Annotated in this window: 29 protein-coding genes and 2 pseudogenes; 8 read left to right on the forward strand and 23 right to left on the reverse strand. The window is 40.0% G+C overall.

The genetic code is table 11. The annotated features are described in order from the left end of the window. Positions 1 to 960 precede the first annotated feature (960 nt). The 18 genes from rplQ to I6F45_RS16515 form a co-directional block, all read right to left on the reverse strand. Entirely contained in the window at positions 961 to 1,362 is a 402-nt protein-coding gene (gene rplQ / locus I6F45_RS16430; protein WP_002959450.1) for a 50S ribosomal protein L17, read from the reverse strand. A gap of 39 nt (positions 1,363 to 1,401) precedes the next feature. Then, positions 1,402 to 2,388, reverse strand: coding sequence for a DNA-directed RNA polymerase subunit alpha (locus I6F45_RS16435; RefSeq protein WP_002959452.1), 987 nt, complete (start codon positions 2,386 to 2,388; stop codon positions 1,402 to 1,404). A gap of 24 nt (positions 2,389 to 2,412) precedes the next feature. Then, on the reverse strand, positions 2,413 to 3,033 hold the full coding sequence (gene rpsD, locus I6F45_RS16440; protein WP_002959461.1) for a 30S ribosomal protein S4: 621 nt from the start codon (positions 3,031 to 3,033) through the stop codon (positions 2,413 to 2,415). A gap of 21 nt (positions 3,034 to 3,054) precedes the next feature. After that, positions 3,055 to 3,441 carry a 30S ribosomal protein S11 gene (rpsK, locus tag I6F45_RS16445; RefSeq protein ID WP_002959471.1) on the reverse strand — a complete coding sequence of 129 codons (387 nt, stop codon included), beginning with the start codon at positions 3,439 to 3,441 and terminating at the stop codon, positions 3,055 to 3,057. Between the two features lie 12 nt (positions 3,442 to 3,453). Next, positions 3,454 to 3,810 (reverse strand): 30S ribosomal protein S13, encoded by a 357-nt coding sequence (gene rpsM, locus I6F45_RS16450; protein WP_007584664.1) that lies wholly within the window; start codon positions 3,808 to 3,810, stop codon positions 3,454 to 3,456. A 124-nt stretch (positions 3,811 to 3,934) separates the two neighbouring features. After that, positions 3,935 to 4,048 (reverse strand): 50S ribosomal protein L36, encoded by a 114-nt coding sequence (gene rpmJ / locus I6F45_RS16455; RefSeq protein WP_002959476.1) that lies wholly within the window; start codon positions 4,046 to 4,048, stop codon positions 3,935 to 3,937. Between the two features lie 22 nt (positions 4,049 to 4,070). After that, the gene (secY, locus tag I6F45_RS16460; protein WP_007584663.1) at positions 4,071 to 5,399 is read right to left on the reverse strand and encodes a preprotein translocase subunit SecY; all 1,329 of its coding nucleotides are present in this window, start codon (positions 5,397 to 5,399) and stop codon (positions 4,071 to 4,073) included. 10 nt (positions 5,400 to 5,409) lie between these two features. Continuing rightward, complete coding sequence (gene rplO, locus I6F45_RS16465) at positions 5,410 to 5,844, reverse strand: 50S ribosomal protein L15 (protein ID WP_002959480.1); 435 nt, start codon at positions 5,842 to 5,844, stop codon at positions 5,410 to 5,412. A 4-nt stretch (positions 5,845 to 5,848) separates the two neighbouring features. Next, the gene (rpmD, locus tag I6F45_RS16470; RefSeq protein WP_002959482.1) at positions 5,849 to 6,031 is read right to left on the reverse strand and encodes a 50S ribosomal protein L30; all 183 of its coding nucleotides are present in this window, start codon (positions 6,029 to 6,031) and stop codon (positions 5,849 to 5,851) included. A gap of 2 nt (positions 6,032 to 6,033) precedes the next feature. Next, on the reverse strand, positions 6,034 to 6,540 hold the full coding sequence (gene rpsE, locus I6F45_RS16475; protein ID WP_002959485.1) for a 30S ribosomal protein S5: 507 nt from the start codon (positions 6,538 to 6,540) through the stop codon (positions 6,034 to 6,036). 9 nt (positions 6,541 to 6,549) lie between these two features. After that, positions 6,550 to 6,900, reverse strand: coding sequence for a 50S ribosomal protein L18 (gene rplR, locus I6F45_RS16480; protein ID WP_002959486.1), 351 nt, complete (start codon positions 6,898 to 6,900; stop codon positions 6,550 to 6,552). 9 nt (positions 6,901 to 6,909) lie between these two features. Next, a complete protein-coding gene (gene rplF, locus I6F45_RS16485) occupies positions 6,910 to 7,443 on the reverse strand; it encodes a 50S ribosomal protein L6 (RefSeq protein WP_002959488.1) in 534 nt (177 codons plus the stop codon). Between the two features lie 13 nt (positions 7,444 to 7,456). Beyond that, positions 7,457 to 7,849, reverse strand: a complete 393-nt coding sequence (gene rpsH, locus I6F45_RS16490; RefSeq protein WP_007584660.1) for a 30S ribosomal protein S8 — start codon at positions 7,847 to 7,849, stop codon at positions 7,457 to 7,459. Between the two features lie 21 nt (positions 7,850 to 7,870). Next, on the reverse strand, positions 7,871 to 8,176 hold the full coding sequence (rpsN, locus tag I6F45_RS16495; protein ID WP_010554914.1) for a 30S ribosomal protein S14: 306 nt from the start codon (positions 8,174 to 8,176) through the stop codon (positions 7,871 to 7,873). A gap of 10 nt (positions 8,177 to 8,186) precedes the next feature. After that, positions 8,187 to 8,726 carry a 50S ribosomal protein L5 gene (gene rplE, locus I6F45_RS16500; protein WP_010554915.1) on the reverse strand — a complete coding sequence of 180 codons (540 nt, stop codon included), beginning with the start codon at positions 8,724 to 8,726 and terminating at the stop codon, positions 8,187 to 8,189. A 16-nt stretch (positions 8,727 to 8,742) separates the two neighbouring features. Beyond that, the gene (rplX, locus tag I6F45_RS16505; protein ID WP_002959496.1) at positions 8,743 to 9,057 is read right to left on the reverse strand and encodes a 50S ribosomal protein L24; all 315 of its coding nucleotides are present in this window, start codon (positions 9,055 to 9,057) and stop codon (positions 8,743 to 8,745) included. 10 nt (positions 9,058 to 9,067) lie between these two features. Continuing rightward, positions 9,068 to 9,436, reverse strand: a complete 369-nt coding sequence (rplN, locus tag I6F45_RS16510; protein WP_002959498.1) for a 50S ribosomal protein L14 — start codon at positions 9,434 to 9,436, stop codon at positions 9,068 to 9,070. Between the two features lie 273 nt (positions 9,437 to 9,709). Next, positions 9,710 to 11,680, reverse strand: coding sequence for an AsmA family protein (locus I6F45_RS16515; RefSeq protein WP_197161176.1), 1,971 nt, complete (start codon positions 11,678 to 11,680; stop codon positions 9,710 to 9,712). A gap of 214 nt (positions 11,681 to 11,894) precedes the next feature. Here I6F45_RS16515 and I6F45_RS16520 point away from each other — a divergent pair, with 214 nt between their 5' ends. The 7 genes and pseudogenes from I6F45_RS16520 (at position 11,895) to I6F45_RS16550 (ending at position 17,994) form a co-directional block, all read left to right on the forward strand. After that, positions 11,895 to 12,320: a hypothetical protein gene (locus tag I6F45_RS16520; RefSeq protein ID WP_197161178.1), complete on the forward strand. Its 426-nt coding sequence runs from the start codon at positions 11,895 to 11,897 to the stop codon at positions 12,318 to 12,320. A gap of 8 nt (positions 12,321 to 12,328) precedes the next feature. After that, a complete protein-coding gene (locus tag I6F45_RS16525; RefSeq protein ID WP_197161180.1) occupies positions 12,329 to 12,529 on the forward strand; it encodes a helix-turn-helix transcriptional regulator in 201 nt (66 codons plus the stop codon). A gap of 155 nt (positions 12,530 to 12,684) precedes the next feature. Beyond that, complete coding sequence (locus I6F45_RS16530) at positions 12,685 to 13,848, forward strand: hypothetical protein (RefSeq protein WP_197161183.1); 1,164 nt, start codon at positions 12,685 to 12,687, stop codon at positions 13,846 to 13,848. A gap of 276 nt (positions 13,849 to 14,124) precedes the next feature. Next, positions 14,125 to 14,801 (forward strand): annotated as a pseudogene (locus I6F45_RS16535) (TorF family putative porin). A gap of 366 nt (positions 14,802 to 15,167) precedes the next feature. Next, positions 15,168 to 15,833, forward strand: a complete 666-nt coding sequence (locus tag I6F45_RS16540) for a hypothetical protein (protein WP_165729095.1) — start codon at positions 15,168 to 15,170, stop codon at positions 15,831 to 15,833. Between the two features lie 285 nt (positions 15,834 to 16,118). Beyond that, positions 16,119 to 17,030: pseudogene (locus I6F45_RS16545) on the forward strand (hypothetical protein); the annotation flags it as partial. A 277-nt stretch (positions 17,031 to 17,307) separates the two neighbouring features. Beyond that, positions 17,308 to 17,994, forward strand: coding sequence for a TorF family putative porin (locus I6F45_RS16550; RefSeq protein ID WP_024591363.1), 687 nt, complete (start codon positions 17,308 to 17,310; stop codon positions 17,992 to 17,994). 54 nt (positions 17,995 to 18,048) lie between these two features. Here I6F45_RS16550 and I6F45_RS16555 read toward each other — a convergent pair whose 3' ends face one another. From I6F45_RS16555 to I6F45_RS16570, 4 genes are all read right to left on the reverse strand, one after another. Next, positions 18,049 to 18,384, reverse strand: a complete 336-nt coding sequence (locus I6F45_RS16555; RefSeq protein ID WP_165729094.1) for a Bor/Iss family lipoprotein — start codon at positions 18,382 to 18,384, stop codon at positions 18,049 to 18,051. Beyond that, the gene (locus I6F45_RS16560; RefSeq protein ID WP_197161185.1) at positions 18,381 to 18,692 is read right to left on the reverse strand and encodes a Bor family protein; all 312 of its coding nucleotides are present in this window, start codon (positions 18,690 to 18,692) and stop codon (positions 18,381 to 18,383) included. Before I6F45_RS16560 ends, I6F45_RS16555 begins: the two co-directional genes overlap by 4 nt. A gap of 179 nt (positions 18,693 to 18,871) precedes the next feature. Beyond that, positions 18,872 to 22,450, reverse strand: coding sequence for an ABC transporter permease/M1 family aminopeptidase (locus tag I6F45_RS16565; RefSeq protein WP_197161187.1), 3,579 nt, complete (start codon positions 22,448 to 22,450; stop codon positions 18,872 to 18,874). A gap of 9 nt (positions 22,451 to 22,459) precedes the next feature. Continuing rightward, entirely contained in the window at positions 22,460 to 23,341 is an 882-nt protein-coding gene (locus I6F45_RS16570; protein ID WP_165729091.1) for an ABC transporter ATP-binding protein, read from the reverse strand. Positions 23,342 to 23,528: 187 nt separating this feature from the next. Here I6F45_RS16570 and I6F45_RS16575 point away from each other — a divergent pair, with 187 nt between their 5' ends. Further along, a complete protein-coding gene (locus I6F45_RS16575; RefSeq protein WP_165729090.1) occupies positions 23,529 to 24,206 on the forward strand; it encodes a nitroreductase family protein in 678 nt (225 codons plus the stop codon). Between the two features lie 212 nt (positions 24,207 to 24,418). Here I6F45_RS16575 and I6F45_RS16580 read toward each other — a convergent pair whose 3' ends face one another. Next, the gene (locus tag I6F45_RS16580; RefSeq protein ID WP_165729089.1) at positions 24,419 to 24,721 is read right to left on the reverse strand and encodes an ArsR/SmtB family transcription factor; all 303 of its coding nucleotides are present in this window, start codon (positions 24,719 to 24,721) and stop codon (positions 24,419 to 24,421) included. Positions 24,722 to 24,759 lie beyond the last annotated feature (38 nt).

Consider the following 24,759-nt stretch of genomic DNA (forward strand, 5'->3'; position numbering starts at 1 on the left):
ACCTAAGTAGGTTGGCTGTTAGAACTCAATCTGTACGAGTGCCCACACAGATGATTGCTTTATATTGTTAAAGAACGTTGCGATTATAAAGTTAAACTTTATCTCGCTAGGGCTGCGCATATTACGCTTTCCTATTTTTTTGTCAACACTTAAATTTAAACTTTCTAAAAATATTCTATCTAAGTTTTACTTAACACCCTGAGTTGTTCGTGCCTCGCTATGCGTTGGCGTTTCCCGTCTCAGTGGGGTCGCATTATAGGGAGATCCGAAAACAGATCAACCCTTTTTTGAAGAAAACTTGAAATAATGTGCTGTTCGCTGAGTATTTGAGCTAAACGCTCAAAAACACAACTAAACTACCATTATTAATAGGTTCATAGAGCTATTTGAGATGAAAGTTGTGGCAACTACTAACGGGTACAGACACATTTCGATCATCGATGCGGAAAAAACAACCAATAGAGCAAGAGTCGTATTCCTATAATCATTTAAATTAATCAAAAGCTGAGAATTAAATTGATCAGCCTATGTTTAATAATAGTTTTACATATTTTAGGAGGAAGTTTACTTAGGCCGTAATGGTTAACTTTACTCTGAGGTTCTTAGTACCGGTATATTTATAAGAGTACGCACGTTATATCTTTTAATCAGCTCTATAAGTAGAAACTTCGTTAGGGATTGCTCTAATTGTAGCTCAATTCGCGGCGGTATTATTAATAGCTGTAAATCACAATATATAGTGGAAATGATCTTTAACTAGAATCTGATAGGCTATTTTGAATGAATGGTAAATAAAGAGTAATTAGATAGAGCTATTAAAGCAGCTGTCAAAACAACTTATCAATTCAGAATATATGAGTCATTGCCCATAATAGAAGGTAATAACTGGTTCATATAGTTTGACAAATTTTAGGCAAGAAAAAGCCGAGCATAGGCTCGGCTTTTAGGTTTCTTTAAGACTTACTCTGCAGACTGTGCGTCTTCTTGAACTGCTTCGCTAGTCGCTGGGCGACCAACTAGTTCAATATAAGCCATTGGTGCATTATCACCAGTACGGAAGCCACACTTAAGAATACGAGTGTAACCACCTGGACGATCCGCGTTACGTGGACCGATTTCACTGAATAATTTACCAACAACTTCATTATCACGCGTGCGAGCAAACGCTAAACGGCGATTTGCTACACTGTCAGTCTTAGCCAGTGTGATTAAAGGTTCAATTACACGACGTAACTCTTTCGCTTTAGGCAAAGTAGTTTTGATGATTTCATGTTTCACCAAAGAACCTGCCATATTGCTAAACATCGCTTTACGATGGCTACTGTTACGGTTTAATTGACGACCACTCTTACGATGGCGCATGACCCTATCCTTCTAACTAAACTAATATAGTGATTTAGATTATTCAGCTAAACTTGCAGGTGGCCAATTTTCTAGGCGCATGCCCAGAGAAAGTCCACGTGAAGCTAGCACGTCTTTAATTTCAGTTAGAGACTTCTTACCTAAATTAGGTGTTTTAAGAAGCTCAACTTCAGTGCGCTGAACTAAATCACCGATATATTGAATTTGCTCGGCTTTCAAACAATTTGCTGAGCGTACTGTTAATTCAAGGTCATCAACTGGACGAAGTAGAATAGGATCGAATTCTGGCTTCTCTTCTTTCTCTTCTGGCTCAGTTACATCACGTAAATCTACGAATGCATCTAATTGCTCAGCTAAGATAGTAGACGCACGGCGGATCGCTTCTTCTGGATCTAAAGTGCCGTTTGTTTCCATATCAATGATTAACTTGTCTAAATCTGTACGTTGCTCAACTCGAGCTGATTCAACCGAGTACGCAATACGTTCAACTGGGCTAAATGATGCATCAAGCAACAATCTACCAATTGGACGCTCATCGTCATCAGAGGATAAACGACTAGATGCCGGCACATAACCACGACCACGTTCAACACGAATACGCATGCTGATCTCGCTGTTATTTGTAGTTAAATTACAAATAACGTGATCTGGATTAGCAATTGTTACATCGCCATCGTGCTGAATATCAGCCGCAGTAACAGGGCCTACACCAGATTTAGTCAGGGTCAGAAAAACTTCATCTTTGCCTTCTAACGTTACTGCTAAACCTTTAAGGTTTAATAGTATTTCAATGATGTCTTCTTGAACGCCTTCTTTCGCGCTGTACTCATGTAATACACCGTCGATTTCAACTTCAGTTACTGCACATCCAGGCATAGATGAAAGTAATATACGGCGTAAAGCATTACCCAGAGTATGGCCAAAGCCACGCTCTAATGGTTCTAAAACTATTTTAGAACGCGTTGGGTTGATAGCGTCGATGTCGACTAACCTTGGTTTTAGAAATTCTGTAACAGAACCCTGCATTTTATCCTCTCTTAACTCTTAACTTTACTTAGAGTAAAGTTCGACGATTAGTTGTTCATTAATGTCCGCAGACAGGTCTGAACGCTCAGGTAGACGCTTAAAGCTGCCTTCCAATTTCTTACCGTCAACTTCAACCCAAGTCGGCTTTTCACGTTGCTCAGCCAACTCTAGAGCAGCGATGATACGTGCTTGTGTCTTAGACTTCTCACGGATTACAACAGTATCTTCTGGAGTAATTACGTATGAAGGAATGTTCACAACACGACCATTAACTAAAATCGCTTTATGGCTTACTAACTGACGTGCTTCTGCACGTGTGCTAGCAAAACCCATGCGATATACAACATTGTCTAAACGTTGCTCTAAAAGCTGTAACAAGTTTTCACCTGTATTACCCTTAAGGCGAGCAGCTTCTTTGTAGTAGTTACGGAATTGCTTTTCTAATACACCGTATATACGACGTACTTTTTGCTTTTCACGTAATTGTAAACCGTAATCAGATAAACGACCTTTACGGGCGCCGTGCTGACCAGGTGCAGTCTCAAGTTTACACTTAGAGTCGATAGCTCTTACGCCGCTCTTAAGGAACAGGTCAGTACCTTCACGACGACTCAGCTTGAGCTTAGGGCCCAAATATCTTGCCATGTTATTTCTCCTAACCTATTGTTAAACGCGACGTTTCTTCGGTGGACGACAACCATTATGTGGTATAGGCGTCACGTCAGTAATGTTGGTAATACGGTAACCAGCAGCATTCAAAGCACGTACAGCAGATTCACGACCTGGACCTGGACCTTTGATGAAAACTTCTAGATTTTTTAAACCGTATTCTTGAGCAGCAGTACCTGCACGCTCTGCAGCAACCTGAGCAGCAAATGGTGTAGATTTACGTGAACCACGGAAACCTGAACCACCGGCAGTAGCCCATGATAGTGCATTACCTTGACGGTCGGTAATCGTTACAATAGTGTTGTTGAAAGACGCATGAACATGAGCCATACCATCAGCAACTTGTTTTTTAACCTTTTTACGACGAATTGGTGTCTTAGCCATAATACTATCCCCTTATCGCTTAATAGGCTTACGAGGACCCTTGCGGGTGCGCGCGTTAGTCTTAGTTCTTTGACCACGTAGTGGTAAAGAGCGACGGTGACGTAGGCCACGATAACAACCAAGGTCCATAAGGCGCTTGATATTTAAAGTAACTTCACGACGAAGATCACCTTCAACAGTGTACTTGCCAACTGCATCACGCAGTACGTCAAGAATTTCGTCTGAAAGTTCACCGATTTTTGTGGTTTCGGCGATACCAGTCGCTACTAAGATAGCCTTAGAGCGAGTCTTACCTATGCCATAAATAGCTGTTAAACCAATAACTGCATGTTTATGATCAGGGACGTTAATGCCAGCAATACGGGCCACTAACACATCTCCTATATTCGAATTTGGTAATCATCTGTTTGAAAAGCCCGTAAGGATACTCAAACGAAGACCAAATTACTACTAAAAACACAGGCCGAGAAAACTCAGCCTGCACGCTGTTTACTTAACCTTGCCTTTGCTTATGCTTAGGCTCACTGCAAATTACGCGTACTACACCAGCACGTTTAATAACTTTACAGTTACGGCATATTTTCTTAACGGAAGCACGTACTTTCATTGCTCAACTCCGTAAACTGACCTTATCGACCGTAGCCTTTAAGGTTCGCTTTTTTCAGCACAGAATCATACTGATGAGACATCAGGTGAGTCTGTACTTGTGCCATAAAGTCCATGATCACTACAACGATAATCAAAACTGATGTACCGCCGAAGTAGAATGGCGTTTGCCACGCCATCGTCATGAATTCAGGCACCAGACAGATAAAGGTTATATACAAAGCACCTGCCAATGTCAGGCGTGTCATCACTTTATCAATGTATTTAGATGTCTGCTCACCTGGACGAATACCTGGGATAAATGCGCCAGATTTCTTAAGGTTATCTGCTGTTTCACGTGGGTTAAAAACCAACGCTGTGTAGAAAAAGCAGAAGAAGATAATAGCCGCAGCTAAAACAAGTGAGTACAACGGTTGACCTGGGGTCAACGTAGTAGCAACAGCTTGTAATACATCAGCGACTGGACCTTCACCTTGGCCGAACCAGCTAGCAATTGTACCAGGGAACAGAATTATACTGCTAGCGAAGATTGGTGGAATAACACCCGCCATATTTACTTTTAGTGGTAAATGCGTGCTTTGAGCAGCAAATACTTGACGACCTTGTTGGCGTTTAGCGTAGTTAACAACAATACGACGTTGTCCACGTTCGAAAAACACTACAAGATAAGTAACAGCGAATACGATTACCGCAACCATCAACAGTACAAAAACATTCAAATCACCTTGGCGCGCCATTTCGACTGTCGAACCAATAGCAGACGGCAAGTTAGCTACAATACCAACAAATATTAGAACAGAGATACCGTTACCGATACCGCGCTCTGTTATTTGTTCACCCAACCACATAAGGAACATAGTACCAGTTACTAAACTCACCACTGCGGTGAAATAGAAACCCATACCAGGGTTAACAACTAACCCCTCCATCATGCCCGGTAAGCTAGAAGCAATACCGATTGATTGAATAGTAGCTAGCACAAGCGTGCCATAGCGTGTGTACTGGCTAATTTTTTTACGCCCTTGCTCACCTTCTTTCTTAAGCTCTATAAACGGAGGATACATATGCGTTAATAGTTGCGTAATAATCGAAGCCGAGATATACGGCATAATACCCAGTGCTAACACTGAAGCTCGCTCAAGTGCACCACCACTGAACATGTTGAACATCTCAACAATGGTGCCCTTTTGTTGCTCGAAGAAATCGGCAAGTACAGCGGCGTCAATCCCAGGGATCGGCACAAATGAACCTAGACGGTAAATTATGATAGCACCCAATACGAAGAGTAATCGGCGCTTCAATTCCGAAAGTCCACCTTGTGCACTTTTTGTATCTTGACCTGGTTTAGCCATTAGTACTTCCTTAGTCTTCTACCTTGCCTCCGGCAGCTTCAATAGCTTCGCGAGCACCTTTAGAGGCTTTAAGGCCTTTAACGGTAACAGCGCGTGAAACTTCGCCAGATTTAACAACTTTAACGAAAAGAACGTTCTTTTTAACTAGACCAGCTGCTTGTAACGCGCTTAGGTCTACCACATCGCCTTCTACTTTAGCGATTTCAAAAAGGTTTATTTCTGCAGATACTAAAGATTTGCGAGAAGTAAAACCAAATTTAGGTAGACGACGTTGCATAGGCATTTGACCGCCTTCAAAACCAACGCGTACTTTGCCGCCAGAACGTGATTTTTGACCTTTGTGACCACGACCACCAGTCTTACCTAGACCAGAACCGATACCACGACCAACACGTTTTGGAGCAGTTTTTGAACCTGCAGCAGGTGAAAGTGTATTCAAATGCATCGAATTAACCCTCTACCTTAACCATGTAAGAAACCTTGTTTATCATACCACGTACACATGCTGTGTCTTCTAACTCAACAGTGTGGTTGATACGACGTAAACCAAGACCGCGTAATGTAGCTTTATGTTTCGGTAAACGACCGATAGAGCTTTTTACTTGTGTTACTTTTACAGTTTGATTTGCCATGGTTACCCCAGTATTTCGTCTACGCGAAGGCCACGTTTTGCAGCGATTGACTGTGGAGAATTCATATTCTCAAGAGCCGAAATCGTTGCACGTACCACGTTGATTGGGTTAGTAGAACCGTAACATTTAGAAAGTACGTTCTGCACACCAGTCACTTCAAGTACTGCACGCATAGCACCACCTGCAATGATACCAGTACCTTCAGATGCTGGTTTCATGAACACTAGTGAGCCAGCATGACGTCCCTTAACAGGATGCTGTAATGTGTTGCCATTTAGGTCTACGTTGATCATGTTACGACGTGCTTTTTCCATTGCTTTTTGAATAGCAGCTGGAACTTCACGTGCTTTACCATAACCGAAACCTACTTTACCTGCGCCATCACCAACTACAGTTAGTGCAGTAAAGCTAAAGATACGACCACCTTTAACTACTTTAGACACACGGTTCACCGCGATTAGCTTTTCAGCTAGATCAGGCTGTTGTTGCTTTGCTTCTACGTTAGCCATAGTCTACTCCTAGAATTGCAAACCGGCTTCACGCGCAGCATCAGCTAGCGCCTTCACACGGCCGTGATATTTAAAGCCACTGCGATCAAAAGCAATCTTTTCGATGCCTTTGTCAGCCGCACGTTCAGCAACCGCTTTGCCAACTGCTTGCGCAGCTTCAACGTTACCGGTGCCTTTAACTGTTTCGCTAATAGCCTTTTCAACAGTAGAAGCAGCAGCCAGTACATTACCCTCAGCATTTACAACTTGAGCGTAGATGTGACGTGGCGTGCGGTGGATAACAAGACGCGTTGTGCCTTGTTCAATATAATTTCTACGAGTGCGTTTAGCACGACGTAGACGAGCTGTTTTTTTATCCATCGTCTTACCTTACTTCTTCTTAGCCTCTTTACGGCGTACATTCTCATCTGAATAACGAACACCCTTGCCTTTATAAGGCTCAGGTTTACGGTATGCACGAATGTTAGCAGCTGTTTGACCAACTAACTGCTTATCTACGCCCTTAACTAGAACTTCTGTTTGGCTTGGAGTTTCAATCGTAATTCCTTCAGGAACTGCGAAATTAACTGGGTGTGAGAAGCCAAGAGTTAAATCTAATGTTTTACCCTTAGCTGCAGCACGGTAACCCACGCCTACTAACTGAAGTTTCTTCTCGTAACCTTCATGCGTACCAACAACCATGTTGTTGATTAGAGCGCGAGCAGTACCTGCTTGAGCCCATGCATTAGCTACGCCATCACGAGGTAAAGTAGTAATAACGTTGTCATTAACTTGTACTTCAACAGCGTTGTTGATAGTACGAGTAAGTTCACCGTTTTTGCCTTTAACTGTGATTTCCTGGCCTTTTAATGTAACTTCTACACCGGCAGGAACAGTAATTGGTGCCTTTGCTATGCGAGACATAGTTCCCCTCCGATTAAGCTACAAAACCAATGATTTCACCACCAACACCAGCACTACGTGCTGTGCGGTCTGTCATTAGGCCTTTAGAAGTTGATACGATAGCGATACCAAGACCACCCATTACCTTAGGTAATTGGTCACGTTTCTTATAGATACGTAGACCAGGGCGACTTACACGCTGGATATTTTCAATTACAGCTTTGCCTTCGAAGTACTTCAATTCGATAGAAAGCTCAGGTTTAGTTTCACCGTTAACGGCGAAATCTACGATATAACCTTCGTCTTTTAGTACTTTAGCTAATGCTACTTTCAGCTTTGAAGTTGGCATCGTTACAGATACTTTCTTCGCTGATTGACCGTTACGAATTCGTGTGAACAAATCCGCGATAGGATCTTGCAAGCTCATAGTCTTACTCCCATGATTCTATTACCAGCTAGCCTTTTTAAGGCCAGGAATTTCACCGCGCATAGCTGCTTCGCGAACTTTAATACGGCTCATGCCGAATTTGCGAAGGAAACCATGTGGGCGGCCCGTAATGTTACAACGATTACGTTGACGTGCAGGGCTAGAATCACGAGGTAAAGCTTGTAGCTTAAGTACCGCGTCCCAACGATCATCTTCAGATGTATTAACATCACTGATGATAGCTTTTAGTGCCGCGCGCTTTTCAGCGAACTGAGCAACTAGTTTTGTGCGCTTTGCTTCGCGCGCTTTCATAGAATTCTTTGCCATAACCCTACCCTTATTTCTTAAATGGGAAGTTAAACGCTTCTAACAACGCACGGCCTTCCTCATCAGATTTCGCAGAAGTAGTGATAGTAATATCCATACCGCGTACACGGTCTACTTTATCGTAATCGATTTCTGGGAAGATGATTTGTTCACGTACGCCCATGCTGTAGTTGCCACGTCCATCAAAAGACTTAGCACTTACGCCACGGAAGTCACGAATACGTGGGATAGCGATTGATACCAAACGCTCAAAAAAGTCCCACATACGCTCACCGCGTAGGGTTACTTTACAACCAATCGGGTAACCTTCACGCACTTTGAAGCCAGCAACAGATTTGCGTGCTTTAGTGATTAGAGGTTTCTGACCAGAGATTGCTGCTAGATCCGCTACTGCGTTATCTAAAATCTTCTTGTCAGCTAGGGCTTCGCCCACGCCCATATTCAATGTGATCTTTTCGATCTGAGGGACTTGCATGACAGAGCTGAAACCAAACTTCTCTTGAAGTTCAGCAACTACTTTGTCTTTATATACTTCATGCAGTTTCGCCATCATTCTACTCCAACTATTAGATAGTTTTACCAGTAGATTTAAAGATACGTAATTTCTTACCATCTTCAATCTTGAAACCTACACGATCAGCTTTACTCGTTTCCGAGTTGAAGATCGCAACGTTTGATGCATCCATAGATGCTTCTTTCTCAACAATGCCGCCAGCTTGGTTCAATTGTGGAACCGGCTTTTGGTGTTTCTTGATCAAGTTTATGCCTTCGACAAAGATTCGACCAGATTCAGTAACAACTGAAAGCACTTTTCCGCGCTTACCTTTGTCTTTACCTGCTAGTACGATTACTTCGTCATCACGACGTATTTTTGCTGCCATGATTGGCTCCTTACAGTACTTCTGGGGCTAGTGAAACGATTTTCATGAACTTATCATTACGAAGTTCGCGAGTCACAGGGCCGAAAATACGTGTACCAATTGGCTGCAAGTTATCATTTAAGATAACAGCCGCGTTGCTGTCAAAACGGATCAGAGAACCATCTGGACGGCGAACACCTTTTCTGGTACGCACAACTACCGCGTTTTTAACATCACCTTTCTTCACTTTACCGCGAGGAATAGCTTCTTTTACAGAAACTTTAATGATGTCGCCAATCGCTGCGTAGCGACGGTGTGAACCACCAAGGACTTTTATACACTGCACTTTGCGAGCGCCGCTGTTATCAGCAACTTCCAGCTGAGTTTGCATTTGGATCATGTTAATGACCTCCGGTGTAGTAATTACAACGTGTCTAAAATTCGTTTAAAAATCAGACATTTCGATTAAATCCCAATCAAAAAACAAACGAGTTGTCTCTTAAGGGCGGGCAATTGTACCAGCATTGAGGGGGTAGCGATAGGTTATTTTTTAATTAATTTGGAGTGTATGGTTATTAAAGTTGAGTAATTACGGCTATGTAGCTATTTTACAGATGGTTACAAAACAAACAAGGCACTATATAAGTGCCTTGTTTACGTTAGCTGTAGTTGATTAACCAAATAAACCTTTTAATTTATCTTTAATCTTATCTTTTGCTTTGTCTTTGGCTTTTTCTTTAGCCTCATCGACTTTCTGCTTAGCTTCATCTTTGAGCGCATTGCCTATATCAAGCTTTATACCAACATCATGGAAAGGCCCTTTTATACGTAATGGTATTTTAAAGCCACTACTGTCATCAGTAGTTCCCTGTCCTTCGATTGATCCAACTATGCCCGTAACCAAACGGTAGTTAACCATTGTTTGCGGTAAATCGACGTCCCCTTCACCAGATATTCTAATAAGTGGGCTAATAAGTGATAAATCAGTATTTTTGCCAACACCATTAGTAAAGTTGAAGCTTCCCGTTAGTGCAGAGAAATCTGTTTGCTCTGATTCTTCAAACCCAGTATCCAGCCCTTCAGACGCAGCACCAAAGTTTCCTGAAATGAGTTCCTTACCTTTACGAACCATCTCAGCTATATTCGCACCTTTTACGGCTCCATCAGCAAACTCAAATCCAAGTTTTCCGTTAAGCGCACCAATAAACGACTTTTGACTTTGGCCAGTTGTGTTTAGGTTCCAATTTAAAGACCCCTTACCCATTAGCTTGTCAAAACCTGCCGCATCAGTTAATAAAGGCTGTGCATCTATACCAGCTAAGTCAAAGTTAGTTGATATTTTATAAGGTACTTGTTGTGCGTTTACATTGATAACGCCTTTACCTGACCCTTCATAAGCAGAAAAGCTATCTAGGCTTAGTTTTGCAATGCTATTTTTTAAAGCAACAGTAAATTGATTTGCGCCCAACTTAATATCGTTAGCTTTTAATCCACTTGAACGAATAACTACATTCGCATCTAGTGAATTTAACGCACTTAGATCAATTTTAGTGTCATCCCATACTATTGGCTCCGCAGGCTTATCATTTTGCTCTACTGGCTCTTCTTGTTTTGCTACTGCTTCAGGCAGGTACGGGTTTAAATCAAGCATACCTAAATCAATATCAGCATTTACAGCTAAACGCTTACCTAGGTTAAGCTCGCTCTTACCTTTTATTTCCAATGCGTCTAACGTCGCAACTAAATCTTCTAAATTAAATTTCTCACCTGCTAGGTGCATTTTACCGTTTACACTAAATGCGTTAAAAGCATTGTCTTTAGCGTTTAACTCTACACCTTGCCATTTTGCAATACTTTTAACAGACTCACCGCTTAGTGATAACTGACCTTTAATATCTTGTCCTTGCCCAGCGATGCTCCCTTCGAACGTTAGATCAACTAAACGAGAATCTAAGGTTTGTTTAACATTAAAAGTAGCACCTTCAATTGCTTTAGCAGGAGTATCTAATTTTATATCAAGCTCAAAACGCTCCTGCATATAAGTAATACCCCCTTTTACTTCTAATGTTTTACGAAGTGATGGAAGTAAAATAGCGAGTTCTAAATCACTAATTTGTTGCTTAGCACCTGTTAGACCATCTAAATAAGTAAATGTGCCGCCATAAATAGCGACCTCGCCTAACTCAATATCAAAGTTATCTGGAAGCTTTATCGCTTCACCTGATTGGCTTTGCTCTTTAGGTTGCTCTGCAACTGCATCAAACAACTGCCAATTAGCTTTACCATTTTTGTCAGTTTCTAATAGGATATTTGGTTCATTTATAACAAACTTATCTAATTTAAACTCACCACCAAATAATGAAAACCAAGGTATGTGTACAGCAAGCTGTTTCATACTCGCCATATCGGCGCGCGAACCTGATTCCATATTTGCAAAATGCACGTCGTTAAGTTCTAACTTTAATGCAGGGAATACGCTAAGTGTTTTATCACCTTTAATAGTAAGAGTGCGCCCAGTTGTTTGTTCTACCTGCTGCGACACTTTATTAAAAATAGTATCAGTAGGAATTAAAAACGGTGCGGCAACAATTAGTGCTATACATAGTAAAAGTATTACACCTACAATTTTAAGTAAGGTTTTCATGATCGTCCTTTCAAACGTGCAAATAATGTTCTTATCATAGCGAGTGTTAGCCTTAAAATCATTGTAGTTGATGTAAAAAAGCCACTAAAACCATTTTACCTGTTCTATATGAATCTTTCCTGAAACATTTTGATACCTTTAGGTTACAAATAAATACTGACCCGGTGATACCCAGAGGTTACAAAATATCAAATACTATTACAGGATAAATATTATGAAACAACAGGATATTAAAACTGAAGAAAAGTTTATGAGTCAAAATATATGGCTTAGTATAAGCACAGGCATGGTTTGTTTACTTCTCAGTGTTTACTCACTAATAAAGCACGATAACGAAGGGTTATTATTTGTTGGATTGGGCGTTTCTTTTTATATGGTTATAGTGATTATTTACCTCATTAAAGGAGGCTTTCCGTTAAAAATGTATTTTCAATACGCTTGTAAAGATGAGTTTCTAAACACCATTGATACTAATGCCTTTAAACATACAAGTTTTGCATTTGTATTTTGCCTTCTGGGTGTTTTTTATAAAGGCGATGAAATAGCTCGCGAGGTCTCGCATGCAACTATGGCGGTATTCTACCTAGGTATCGTGCTCTTGGTATATGGCGCTTCATTGCTTTGGCAAAGTCGTGATTAGGAGTGGATATGCAAAATAACATAGCAAAGTATCGAAAAGAGGCTGGGCTTTCACAGCAAGAACTTGCTGATGCTATTAACGTGTCGCGCAAAACAATAAGTACCGTAGAAACAAACCGGTTTACGCCTTCGGTAATAATTGCTCTAAAAATAGCCAAGCATTTTAATACCTCAGTTGAAAGCGTCTTTGTACTGGATGAAAATGATTGATACATATTAAAGCGTTAGTCTCATTTTATTAGCAAAAATACCGATTTAGTCACTTCAATTACAACGTATGAAGGACAGCGCTGTTGTTATTAGCGTAATTGCGCTAAAATAGACCAGCAAAAAAATATATATCTAATCCGGAGATTCTACAAGGCATGAAAAAACTGCTAATTTCACCGTCAAAAATGACGCTAGGCGAACAAGAAAACCAAATCTATCAGAACATTCTGAAGCAATCTTCAGAGTTAAGCCTTAACCTTATGGCCGTGAAAGTAGAAAACCACCCTGATGATTTTTTACCTTGGTGTTACGAATTGCTAAATGCTAGCAGAGATCGTATGAACTACGATTTACTAGAGCCACAGCAGTTACCTGTACTTAAAAAGCTACACGATCAGCTTATTTCAGCTATCAGCTTTTTACAGGTTAAAACTTTACGTATTGCTCCGTGGCCTGTTGTAAGTGTATTTGTAGAACAACACAAAGACGTTATTGCACTTGATGAACAACTTCGTTTAGTAGACTACATTAAAAGCATTCGTGAACAGTCTCTTAAAGATATGATCACTGAAGACTTACTTGCGTTTAGCGGTAAGCACATGGCATCACTTGATCCAAGCACATACAACTTTGACGTTGAATGGTTTGCATCTACAAAGAGTGCAAAGAGCTTCCATCAAATGCTTGGTGATTTACCAGGTGCTTTTGACGACGCACTAGTAAATATTCCACTTGAAGGTGATATTACTCAATATGAGTATCAACAATTTGTTGCTGCTTATTCAAAAATATTCACCGACAACAACGAAAAACCAACACTTGCGCCTGCAACTCGTTTGCTTGCAATGCGTCGCCCTGATTTATTTACTCCGATTACAAATAATCGATTAGATGCTTTATGTGGTGCCCTTGGTGTTTCTAAACTTAAAAATAGTGATTTTGAGCGTTACTGGCAAGATATCGTAAAAGGTATTCAAGCTATGTCATGGTACAAAATGGCTAAACCGAGTAATGAGTTAGAAGAACAATTAGTTGCTATTAAAGCGCTAATCCCATGTTTCTTTCACTATGCTGATGCTAAAACACCAGATAACTCTAACTACATTAAACTGCTAAGCAAGCCTAAGCGCACTACAACTACAACAGGTAAAACTCAGCGTAGAGGTAAAGAGTCTGCAGAAATTTTAGTAGACCGTGCTCTTGCTGCTGACGATATTCCTGAACATATTCGCAGTAAACGCGATTCAATTGTTAGTGAAGTTCAAAAAGGTCGCAGTGTAAACGAAACAATTAGCCTTATGCGCACTATTTTTGGCTAAAAAACCTTTCCTAGCTGTACTTTAATAGTACAGCTAGGTTAGTTTATGCACCAGCAGCGTGCGACAGAAAATCAAAAAACTTCCTTCCAAAAACATAATTTCATCATAAGCAATTGTTTTAATAGCATTAGTTTTACTTAAAAATAATTAAAACGAGACTGGCACATACAGTGCTATTACCTTCCCAGTTAAATAATAAAAATGCATCCAGTTAAAAGGTCAAAGCAATACATAATAAAACCTTGGTATGCAAAAGTCATATAGCGGGAGTGAAACATGCTAAAACTACAAAAAACAATACTCTTCGGTGCACTGGCGTTTGCAGGCATAACATCAACAACGACATTTGCAGAGGTAACTGCAAATGCAGCAGCAACCTCCAACCACTTATGGCGTGTCAAGAGCAAACAGGAGGCGACGCTACTATTTCGGGTGGAATTGATTACGCTAACGAGTCCGGCTTTTATGCCGGTACATGGGCATCAAATGCATCGTGGGCAGATGAAATGACCTACGAGCTCGACTTATATGCAGGCTTTAGTGGCGCAATCAATGAAAGCGTTAGCTATGATGTTGGTTATATTTACTATGCCTACCCTGATGCTGCTTCAGAAGCTGACGCAGATTTCTCTGAGGTTTACGGGAGTATCAGTGTAGAAGGTTTCACTTTTGGTGCTTCGGTATTAGCAACTTCAGCTGCTAGTGGTGATGGTTCCGACTTTGGTGATTCACTTTATTTAACAACAGACTATGGATTCGCTATTGGTAGTAATGGAACTGAAATAGCGCTGCATTTGGGGCATTACTCAGGCGGCTTTATTGGTGATGACAACATCATCGATTACGGCGTTTCAATCTCTAAGGATGGCTTTACTTTTGGCTTATCTGATAATGATATCGATGACTCAGATTTAAAAGCTTACGTTGTCGACTCTGCAGACTTTAGCCTATAAAAAAATGTGTTACTTGCTGCAACACTAAGGGCCGCAAGGCCCTTTCTCATATTTAAACCACCTAGAAAATAGTTATTTACAAAAAAAACAATAAGGTAACATTAAAGTTCGAAATCACGATTAAGGATTATTATGAATTTATCAAAAAAAATTACAGTTATTTTAGCGTTTTTTTAATCACAATGAGTACATTTACCTATGCAACAATGACATGCCGTTGCACCTCAGGTAGCATGACGGTTGTTCATGGTGAGGGTGGTACAGTTAGCTATTCGTGCTCTGGTGGTGGTCAAGTTTCTTGTATGATACGGTTGGAATAAGCATCATTTAGAAAGGCGTATGCCTTTCTCTTCTAAGGATAGTAAAATGAAATACATATTTTTAATTGCACTTGTTTTTGTCGCCATTCTTGGTATTGGTATTTTAAACACTGGGCAGCCTTCAGATCCTCCGCTAACCCACATACAACCAACTGATGAAGCCATTCTTAGTAATGAAAAAGCTAAGCCTCCAATTGAGCCAAACACCCTATTAAGTAAAGCCTCTGAACCATCTGTCAAACAGCACAAAGTTGTAGAGCAAAAAGTGGCAGCGATATCTAAATTGCCTATTTCAAGCCCTAACGCTTTCTCTGAAGAATTTGTTTCAACTGAGGGTGGAAAAGAATTTGTTTCAACAAAAGCATTGGACGACGTATTTAAAAATGATACTTCAATATTACTGCAGCGTATGTCTAATATTGAATACTCTGAAATAGCACAAATACGTAAAGATAAGCTAAACGATTTTATTCTAAATGAATTAAAAGACGTCACTATTTTACAGCAAGATCTAGAGTGTGCAGGGAAGGTTTGCGCACTAGAACTTACTTATACACAAAGTAGTAATCAAGCATCTATTGAGGCTCTTTCAAGTTTTTCTAAAAACTATTCTTTTCAGCAATTTACTGAAACCGAAAGTGGTGATAAAAAATTAAAAGCATTATATATTGAAACTGAAGACCCTAGCCTATTAACTCTTTTAAATAACTAATTCACGCTGACAAGTATAATACTTAAAGCTATTTTCAGTCCTATATTAGAGTCTAGTTTTCCTGCTATAAAGCAGTAAAACTAGACCCCATAAGTATATTAAGTCACGAATAACCGGCATCAATCACTGCCCACTTTTAAAAATACCAAAGAATAGCTCACGTCCACTATTTTATGGTATCAAGCTGGGTTCATTTGTTTTATAACAATCTCTGCAGCTTTAAGGCTAAATAATATTTAAGTATGCGCCGTTTGCCATGCTGAGTGAATTCTCATTACAGGGCAAGCGATTAGCTTTTTACAGGCTAAAGCTTTACGTATTGCTCCTTGGCCTGTTGTAAGTGTATTTGTAGAACAACACAAAGACGTTATTGCACTTGATGAACAACTTCGTTTAGTCGACTACATTAAAAGCATTCGTGAGCAATCTCTTAAAGATATGATCCCTGAAGACTTACTTGCGTTTAGCGGTAAGCACATAGCATCACTTGATCCAAGCACATACAACTTTGACGTTGAATGGTTTGCATCTACAAAGAGTGCGAAGAGCTTCCATCAAATGCTTGGAGATTTACCAGGTGCTTTTGACGACGCACTAGCAAATATTCCACTTGAAGGTGATATTACTCAATATGAGTATCAACAATTTGTTGCTGCTTATTCAAAAATATTCACCGACAACAACGAAAAACCAACACTTGCGCCTGCAACACGACTGCTTGCAATGCGTCGCCCTGATTTATTTACTCCGATTACAAATAATCGATTAGATGCATTATGTGGTGCCCTTGGTGTTTCTAAACTTAAAAATAGTGATTTTGAGCGTTACTGGCAAGATATCGTAAAAGGTATTCAAGCTATGTCATGGTATAAAATGGCTAAACCTAGTAACGAGTTAGAAGAACAATTGGTTGCTATTAAAGCATTAATTCCATGTTTCTTTCACTACGCTGATGCTAAAACACCAGATAATTCTAACTACATTAAACTGCTAACCAAGCCTAAACGTACTACAACTACAACAGGTAAAACTCAGCGTAGAGGTAAAGAGTCTGCAGAAATTTTAGTAGACCGTGCTCTTGCTGCTGACGATATTCCTGAACACATTCGCAGTAAACGTGATTCAATTGTGAGTGAAGTACAAAAAGGTCGCAGCGTAAACGAAACAATTAGCCTTATGCGCACTATATTCGGCTAAAACCTTCTAATTTAGCCGTACTTTTATGGTGCGGCTAGGTTAATTTATGCACCAGCAATGTGCGCAACATCTTCCTTCATGTTATATCCCCATCCTATTCATAAAATTCAAGCTCATGTTTTTAATAAATAAAAAATAATTTTTAATAAAAAATAATGAAGCTGGCACATACAGTGCAATTATCCCGTTAGTTAAACAATAAAAAGCCGTCAGCCTAAAGGTTCCGATTACATAATAAAAACCTTGGCGAGCAAAAATCATATAACGGGAAATGGACATGCTAAAACTAAAAAAAACCATCGCTATAAGTGCTATAGCATTAATGGGCGCAACATCTTTAACATCTACAGCTGTGCATGCTGAAGTAACTGCTAATGCAGCGGCAACATCAAACTACTTATGGCGCGGTCAAGAGCAAACTGGGGGCGATGCAGCTATTTCAGGCGGTATTGATTATGCCAATGAATCGGGCTTTTATGCAGGTACTTGGGCTTCAAATGCATCGTGGGCAGATGAAATGACCTATGAGCTTGACTTATATGCAGGCTTTGGTGGCGATATTAACGAAAGTGTTAGCTACGATGTTGGTTATATTTATTACGCTTACCCAGACGCAGCTTCTGAAGCAGACGCAGATTTCTCTGAAATTTACGGTAGCATCAGTGTTGAAGGCTTTACCTTTGGTGCTTCTGTATTAGCAACATCAGCTGCAAGTGGTGATGGTACAGACTTTGGTGATTCACTTTACCTGACAGCTGACTACGGTTTTGCTGTTGGCAGTAACGGCACTGAAATGGCACTTCACTTAGGCCATTACTCTGGTGATTTTATTGGCGATGATAATATCTTAGATTACGGTGTATCAATTTCGAAAGACGGTTTTACTTTTGGTTTGTCTGATACAGATATGGATGATTCAGATATTAAAGCTTACGTTGCTTATTCTGTAGACTTTAATTTATAAGAAAGAATGTGTTACTTGCTGCAACACGAAGGGCCTTTTGGCCCTTTTCTCGTTTTATAGCTGTTTTGCCTTAAATGGTACCTTATTACATTGTACTTCTACTGTTTTAGGGTACCAAGCTGGGCCGATTTGATTCACAACCACCTCAGCTAAACCATTAGTAAACGATTTATACGTATGAGCGCTTTGCCATTCACCTTGTGGGCAATGTGTTGTTAAATCTAACGGCTCTGATCCCTCGTACAACGCAAGTGCAAAATTATGATGCCACTGTGAGCTTTTTAGCGTTTTATTGCTTACTTTGCTTTGTGCTCCGTTATCAAAGTAAATATTTGTACATCCCGTTAAAATAATCAGTGTGCAACCGGCTGCAAGTAGCTTGATACTCATAATGTTTCCCCTATTACTTGCTCTTGGCACCACACTTTAATGGTATGGGGCGAGTATATTCCAAGCGTAATTAAACTCAGCGCTCCATCACTAAACGTTTGTTGTGACTGCATTTGAATAACCGGTGTATTTGAACATATTTGTTTTACGTCTACGCGTTGCTCGCCTACCAATCCCCAAAAGTAAAATGAGCGACTATCTTCGTAATTAGCTTGGCTCGTTATTTTTGCTGTTGCCTGTGGCTGAACGGTTACCGCAGAACAAGCACTCAGGCTTAATGCTATCGCCCCTATAATTAATGGTTTCATACTCTTTCTTATAAACTAAATACCAGTAAGGTAACTTTATAAGAGAACATAAAATATTAGCGTAAAAAGCTGTGGGGAATATGTAGAAACGCTATGAAGTTTTATACAGTTTATTACACATAAAGGCCGCATAAATGCGGCCTTTAAATTAGTCAGTTTAAGTGGTTAGTAGATAGACCTTAAAATTTAGCTAGGTTATTTTTACTGTCCTTGTCGACTAGCTTAATGTAAGGATCAACCCCCGCAAATAGTGGCTTTTCTTTTACTTTAAGCTCAATAGTATTAGTACCTGATACTATTTGGTGCTTTTGAGAGTAAATAACAAAATCTTCAGCTAGTAGGTTTTCAGGGTCATCGCTAAACAATGCAATATCAATTAGCTCATCGAGCGGCTGTTCAGTTTCTTCACCTTGGCCATCCGCACGCTGTTTAACGGCTTCTACGCTAAGTGTTACAGTATAAAATCCTTCGCTATCAACGCTATCTGTAACTGACACATCTTTCATCTCAAGCTCATATAAGGTGATATATTTAAACTGATCGTCAATAAAACTTTGCTCTGCTTGTGTTGCGTCTTGTTTTAAATAGCTAAGTAAATCAAGTGTTGTTGGGTATGGTGTTGATTGGTACTGAAACTCATTTAAAAATGCTTTGAGTGCATCATTTAACCGTTTTTCACCTAAACGATCATAAATCGCCATCATTACCACAGATCCTTTATTGTAATGAAGATATTGTTGAGACTGCGTTTTATATAGTGGCATTTCTTCAAAGGCTTCCCCTGTACGCCCTATTAAGTACCTATCAAGCTCATATTTTAAAAACTTACGTAGCTTCTCTGCGCCAAAGCGTTTTTCAAGCACCATAAGCGCACTGTATTGTGAAAGCGTTTCTGACATAACTGCGCTCCCCTCAACATTTGCTCCCGACACTTGATGCCCCCACCACTGGTGCGCTACTTCATGTGCGGTAACATAGTAAGGGTAGTCAACTTTACTCTCATCTCTTAAGTCTGTAATAAACCCCATGCTTTCTGAGTAAGGGACTGTATTGGCAAAACTTTGTGCAAACGAGCGATACTTAGGAAATTCAATTATACGTAGCTGCTTATGCTGATACGGCCCAAATGCTTGTGTAAAGTAATCTATCGAGTCTTGTACCGACTCAATCATGCGGTCAACATTCCATGCATGATTTTTGTGGTAATACACCTCAATATTTACCCCATTATGCTCAACCTTTTTACTTTCAAGTTCAGCCGAAAGCACCGCATAAAAGTTTAAAATAGGCGCATCCATTTCATAAACAAAAGTACGGCGCCCGTCTTTTACACTTTCACTTTGTAAATACCCTGGGGTAATAGCAAATTGCGACTCGTCGGTTGTTACCGTTGCCTTAAAGTTAATAAACCCATTAGCTGCACCAAAATCACTTTGAGTATAGTACTGACTGTCTTCTAGCTTATGGGCACGTTCAAGTTCTGGTAAATCATGCTTACGGCGTTCAAATTTATCAGCTACCTGTAAACCACGGCTATAACCAAAGCTAGGAAGGAGTTCCAAGTTATTAATAAAAGTGCCATTGGCAACTAATTGTGTATCAGAGCCTTTATCAGTAAAGGCTGTATGATCACGAGTAACCGACAGTTGCCCTTCTCTTATTTCGTTTGGCATAAGCGGCTGCTCAAACTCAAACCATGCTGAATAAAGCGCTGGTAATTTTTCAACTATCTTACCGCCTGCCATAGCTACATCCCAACTTTTAGCGTGTTGAGGTGAGCTTATTAACACTCGCGTAATTGGCTCGTTAGAGGTATTAGTAAATTTAATTTTTGCCACAGCACTTAAAGCACGCTTTTTTGGATAAATATCAACAGTTAAGTCAACATCGGTCACCATAGGTACTGCTAAGTCTTTGTATTGTGCAAACTGCTGTTCATAACTTATTTGCTTGTCTTGAAACTCATCGCTCGTAGTAAACTCATTCAAAACTCGCGTGTTGTTATAAATATTGTAGCCTGCACCAACAAACACTAGTGCACTAATAACCGCAATCGCTTGCCCTTTTAACGACATATTATAACGAAGCATAGACAGGCGTGTGCGCAGCGTTTGTGAAGGACCACGGTGCCATAACGCAAACCCAACAATCGCTAAAACAAGACTTAACGCGCCCCAATATAATGTGTACCAATGCGCAGCTTGTAAGAAATGTCCATAACCATTTATATCAGAATACGGTACGCTACTGCTTTGCGAAAAATGATACATATGATGCTCAAACCCATAAGAACCCATTACTTTTTGCGCTATGTAATACAAAATAAACAAACCCATTCCTACATATTTATTCGGGCTAATAATCTGTAAAAAGAAGGCGAGTACTGTCAGCATAATCAACGGTAAAATCGATAAATAAACAATCCTAAATAAATACTGTCCTAGCTCTAAATTAAATTGACCTTTAAATAACTGAACTGTAATTGTGAGTATCATTCCCACGAGGAACAACCCAGAAACAGCGGCGATTAAAGCCAGTATTTTTGACACCCAAAAAACACTGTTATGTACAGGAAAGCTGTCAATAATATCGCCCATGCCACTTTGTCGCTCTCGCCACACAAGCTCAGCACTATAAAAAGCGATAATAACAAACAAAAATAAACCAGAAATACCGCTAATAATATTGACCATATTCTGAGTTAAAGGCCAGTTAGTAGTGCCATAAGCACCAATAGGCGCAAACAGAGGGATCATAAGCGTTACAATGCTTACACCCGCTAAAATCATAAAAGGAGCACTAAATATAACTTGTTTAAGTTCGAATATACTGCGCATTATTAGCTGAGATTTAGTACTAATCCCCGCTGATTTATAATTTTTAGCACTATTGATAAGTGCAGCTTGTTTATTTTGTACAAAAGCAGAGACTTTAAATTGCTTCTTCTGTTTTTTAGTTACTATGCGGTTGCTTAGCTTTCCAAGGCCAAAAAACATTGCAACACTGATTGCCACCCACAATATACGGTTAACTAAAAGGTCACCTGTGAGCGTTAGCACTTCTGTGTTTTTATCATTTACAGTCCAATAACGTGTTAAATCAATTAACGAACCTGAACCAAATGGGTCGGCGTAAACAACAATATTTCTAAATGCTAAATCATCAAAGTAAACGCCGGCAATTTGATAGGCTATAAAAATCACAACAGCTGCTACATACACCGACATCATGGTTTTAAAATAGACCGCTACACTATTAAAAATAGCCGAAAGCACAAGTAAACTTGGCACTGCTAAATAAAGATAAGGCGCAGCGTAGTACATTAGCTTATTAGGACCAATCAATTCGCCATCGAGCCAGCCAACTAATAAACCAAATTGCGACCCTAAAAACACACCCAATGGCACGCTTAAAAACACAATAAGTACAACTAAGTAAGAACCAAAAAAACGCCCTGCTTGATAAGGCACAGGATTAACAGGCTTACTAAATACCAGCTCATCCATTTTGCTTTCACTGTTGCGAATAGCAGAGCTGGCAACAAAGTTAACCACTAAAAACATAGCGAGTGTACAAAATGTAACGGTTAAAAGCATAATCGAGAACGGCGAGTTCATATGAACATTCGCCCCACCTAGCGGAAACTTACTACTGGAGCTTATAAAAAACGCCATAAAAAAGAAGATTAATGAGGTCACATAAAACGAAGGTTGGCGCATAAAATAGCGCAGCTCAAACGCAAGCATATTAAAAAACATAACGCCTCCTTATGCTACTTCGCTGTTACGATGATTAAGCAGTGTAGAAAAATACACATCTTCTAAATTTGCATTACTTGCTTCAAACCCTTGTGGAGCCTGCTCTGCTATTACATGTAAAATTGTTTTCCCTGCAAATAAGCGCTTAGAAATAACCGGTAATTGCGGCTCAAGTTCTTGCGCTTCTTCTTGGCTCATGGCTTTGCGCCAAATTTGTCCTTGGAGCTTATCGGTAAGCGCTATTGGGTTACCTTCCAGTAAAATCTTACCGCCAGCCAACACCGCCATATTTGGGCAAAGCTCTGCAACATCTTCAACAATATGGGTCGATAATATAACTACTTTTTGCTCGCCTAAGCTTACTAATAAGTTATGGAAACGATTACGCTCTTCAGGATCTAGCCCCGCTGTTGGCTCATCAACGATTAGTAAATCAGGGTCGCCTAGTAAGGCTTGTGCAATACCAAAACGCTGGCGCATACCGCCCGAAAAGCCACTTACCGCTTTTGAGCGATGTTGATATAAATTAGTGTGCGCAAGTAACCCTTCAACCGACTCTTTACGCTCCGCTTTATTATGAATACCCTTTAAAACAGCCATATGGTCCAGTAAGTCGTAAGCACTAACACGCGGGTACACACCAAAATCTTGTGGTAAGTAACCTAAGCGTTGGCGCAGTGCCTGTGGGTCTTTAAATACATCAATGCCATCAAAAGTAATTGAACCTGAATCAGCCGACTGTAGTGTTGCAATGGTACGCATAAGCGATGATTTACCTGCGCCATTTGGCCCAAGCAATCCAAACATCCCTTTACCGATAGATAAATCAACACCTTGTAGTGCATGTACGCCGTTATCGTAGGTTTTAGATAACCCAGTTATTGATAGCATTTTTACTTCCTTGAATATGAGTAATTATTTTTATGATGTTTTATACCACAAGAAAAACAGGAACATAAGTTACTTACTGGTTAAATTTGTAACAACAAATAAACATAATTTAAACTCATAACACTTGCCTAGGCTTTATTCACTCGGTATAAAAACCACATATACTTTTTATAAGAAGCGAAAAGCCATGCAAGATCACCAAAGTCAGCCATTAAACGACTTTATAGAATACCCACACGACGAAATGCTAAATCGCGCTAACGAGTTTTTAATCACTAGCCAACGTCGCCATAGCATTCGCAGCTTTAGCGATCGCCCAGTACCAAAAAATATTATTGAAGCATGTATAAAAGCAGCAGGTACAGCACCCAGTGGAGCGAATCATCAGCCTTGGCATTTTGTTGCTATAAATAGTAGCGATGTAAAAAAGCAAATAAGAGAAGCCGCCGAAAAGCTAGAACGTTCTTTTTATGAAGGGCGAGCAGGTGAAGAATGGTTAGATGCGCTAAAACCGTTAGGTACCGACGCCAATAAACCTTATTTAGAGCATGCACCTTGGCTTATAGCTGTATTTAGTCAAAAAAAGGGCGGCGTAAGCACTGATGATAAAAATACGAATTATTATGTGCATGAGTCTGTTGGCTTAGCTACCGGCTTTTTAATTCAAGCTTTGCACCGTTCAGGTTTGGCAACCCTTACTCATACTCCAAAACCAATGAGCTTTTTAACCGACATATGTGGCCGAGATAGGGATAACGAGCGCCCGTATATGTTACTTATTGCAGGCTACCCAAGTGAAGATGCCACAATACCGGCTCATGCACTGGATAAAAAATCTATCGATGAAATAGCTACGTTTATTTGAGATGATCTTTAACCGCAAACTTATCGCTTGGGTTAAACCTTGCGATAATATGCTGTTATGTATTTGTAGTTTCGTCTAAGCATAGTGGCTGTTTTCGTACGAAATCTATTTAAGTACAAATGCTGCAAAAAATTAATAGCACAAAAACAATACAATAGAGCTGAGGTTATTCTAACCTGCTTTCGCTGCGCTACTCACGCCACTAAAAATCGTTAGTCTTTACAAAATAAGTTATATAGCGTGCCAAGTAATTGCACTGCGTTATCGTCAATTATACGATAATAAATAGTTTGGCTTTCACGGCGAGTGGCAACAACATTCGCTTTTCGTAGTGCAGCTAAATGCTGAGAAAGTGCCGATTGTGCTAAAGGTACGGCTTCATTTAGTTGCGATACACTCATTTCTTTATCTTGCAAAGAGCATAAAATCATTAAGCGATTTTTATTCGCTAAAATTTTTAATAACTGCTCTGCCTGCGCCACATTCCCAGCCATTGCAATAAAGTCGATATTCATAGCATGCTCTTATTATAAAAAGTGATAGGAGTATAAAT

The sequence above is a fragment of the Pseudoalteromonas sp. SWYJZ19 genome (genome assembly GCF_015864375.1).
Classification (GTDB): Bacteria; Pseudomonadota; Gammaproteobacteria; order Enterobacterales; family Alteromonadaceae; genus Pseudoalteromonas; species Pseudoalteromonas arctica.

Bases quoted from the DNA above. Each gene is read 5' to 3' on its own strand.
- I6F45_RS16530 (WP_197161183.1), top strand. From the start codon at position 12,685: ATGAAAAAACTGCTAATTTCACCGTCAAAAATGACGCTAGGCGAACAA.
- rplQ (WP_002959450.1), bottom strand. From the start codon at position 1,362: ATGCGCCATCGTAAGAGTGGTCGTCAATTAAACCGTAACAGTAGCCAT.
- rpsN (WP_010554914.1), bottom strand. From the start codon at position 8,176: ATGGCAAAGAATTCTATGAAAGCGCGCGAAGCAAAGCGCACAAAACTA.
- rpsE (WP_002959485.1), bottom strand. From the start codon at position 6,540: ATGGCTAACGTAGAAGCAAAGCAACAACAGCCTGATCTAGCTGAAAAG.
- rplE (WP_010554915.1), bottom strand. From the start codon at position 8,726: ATGGCGAAACTGCATGAAGTATATAAAGACAAAGTAGTTGCTGAACTT.
- I6F45_RS16550 (WP_024591363.1), top strand. From the start codon at position 17,308: ATGCTAAAACTAAAAAAAACCATCGCTATAAGTGCTATAGCATTAATG.
- I6F45_RS16560 (WP_197161185.1), bottom strand. From the start codon at position 18,692: ATGAAACCATTAATTATAGGGGCGATAGCATTAAGCCTGAGTGCTTGT.
- rpsD (WP_002959461.1), bottom strand. From the start codon at position 3,033: ATGGCAAGATATTTGGGCCCTAAGCTCAAGCTGAGTCGTCGTGAAGGT.
- rpmD (WP_002959482.1), bottom strand. From the start codon at position 6,031: ATGGCAAATCAAACTGTAAAAGTAACACAAGTAAAAAGCTCTATCGGT.
- I6F45_RS16435 (WP_002959452.1), bottom strand. From the start codon at position 2,388: ATGCAGGGTTCTGTTACAGAATTTCTAAAACCAAGGTTAGTCGACATC.
- rplX (WP_002959496.1), bottom strand. From the start codon at position 9,057: ATGGCAGCAAAAATACGTCGTGATGACGAAGTAATCGTACTAGCAGGT.
- rplO (WP_002959480.1), bottom strand. From the start codon at position 5,844: ATGCATTTGAATACACTTTCACCTGCTGCAGGTTCAAAAACTGCTCCA.
- rpsK (WP_002959471.1), bottom strand. From the start codon at position 3,441: ATGGCTAAGACACCAATTCGTCGTAAAAAGGTTAAAAAACAAGTTGCT.
- I6F45_RS16540 (WP_165729095.1), top strand. From the start codon at position 15,168: ATGAAATACATATTTTTAATTGCACTTGTTTTTGTCGCCATTCTTGGT.
- rpsH (WP_007584660.1), bottom strand. From the start codon at position 7,849: ATGAGCTTGCAAGATCCTATCGCGGATTTGTTCACACGAATTCGTAAC.
- I6F45_RS16565 (WP_197161187.1), bottom strand. From the start codon at position 22,450: ATGTTTTTTAATATGCTTGCGTTTGAGCTGCGCTATTTTATGCGCCAA.
- I6F45_RS16575 (WP_165729090.1), top strand. From the start codon at position 23,529: ATGCAAGATCACCAAAGTCAGCCATTAAACGACTTTATAGAATACCCA.
- secY (WP_007584663.1), bottom strand. From the start codon at position 5,399: ATGGCTAAACCAGGTCAAGATACAAAAAGTGCACAAGGTGGACTTTCG.
- I6F45_RS16570 (WP_165729091.1), bottom strand. From the start codon at position 23,341: ATGCTATCAATAACTGGGTTATCTAAAACCTACGATAACGGCGTACAT.
- I6F45_RS16520 (WP_197161178.1), top strand. From the start codon at position 11,895: ATGAAACAACAGGATATTAAAACTGAAGAAAAGTTTATGAGTCAAAAT.
- rplF (WP_002959488.1), bottom strand. From the start codon at position 7,443: ATGTCTCGCATAGCAAAGGCACCAATTACTGTTCCTGCCGGTGTAGAA.
- rplR (WP_002959486.1), bottom strand. From the start codon at position 6,900: ATGGATAAAAAAACAGCTCGTCTACGTCGTGCTAAACGCACTCGTAGA.
- rplN (WP_002959498.1), bottom strand. From the start codon at position 9,436: ATGATCCAAATGCAAACTCAGCTGGAAGTTGCTGATAACAGCGGCGCT.
- I6F45_RS16525 (WP_197161180.1), top strand. From the start codon at position 12,329: ATGCAAAATAACATAGCAAAGTATCGAAAAGAGGCTGGGCTTTCACAG.
- I6F45_RS16555 (WP_165729094.1), bottom strand. From the start codon at position 18,384: ATGAGTATCAAGCTACTTGCAGCCGGTTGCACACTGATTATTTTAACG.
- I6F45_RS16515 (WP_197161176.1), bottom strand. From the start codon at position 11,680: ATGAAAACCTTACTTAAAATTGTAGGTGTAATACTTTTACTATGTATA.
- rpmJ (WP_002959476.1), bottom strand. From the start codon at position 4,048: ATGAAAGTACGTGCTTCCGTTAAGAAAATATGCCGTAACTGTAAAGTT.
- I6F45_RS16580 (WP_165729089.1), bottom strand. From the start codon at position 24,721: ATGAATATCGACTTTATTGCAATGGCTGGGAATGTGGCGCAGGCAGAG.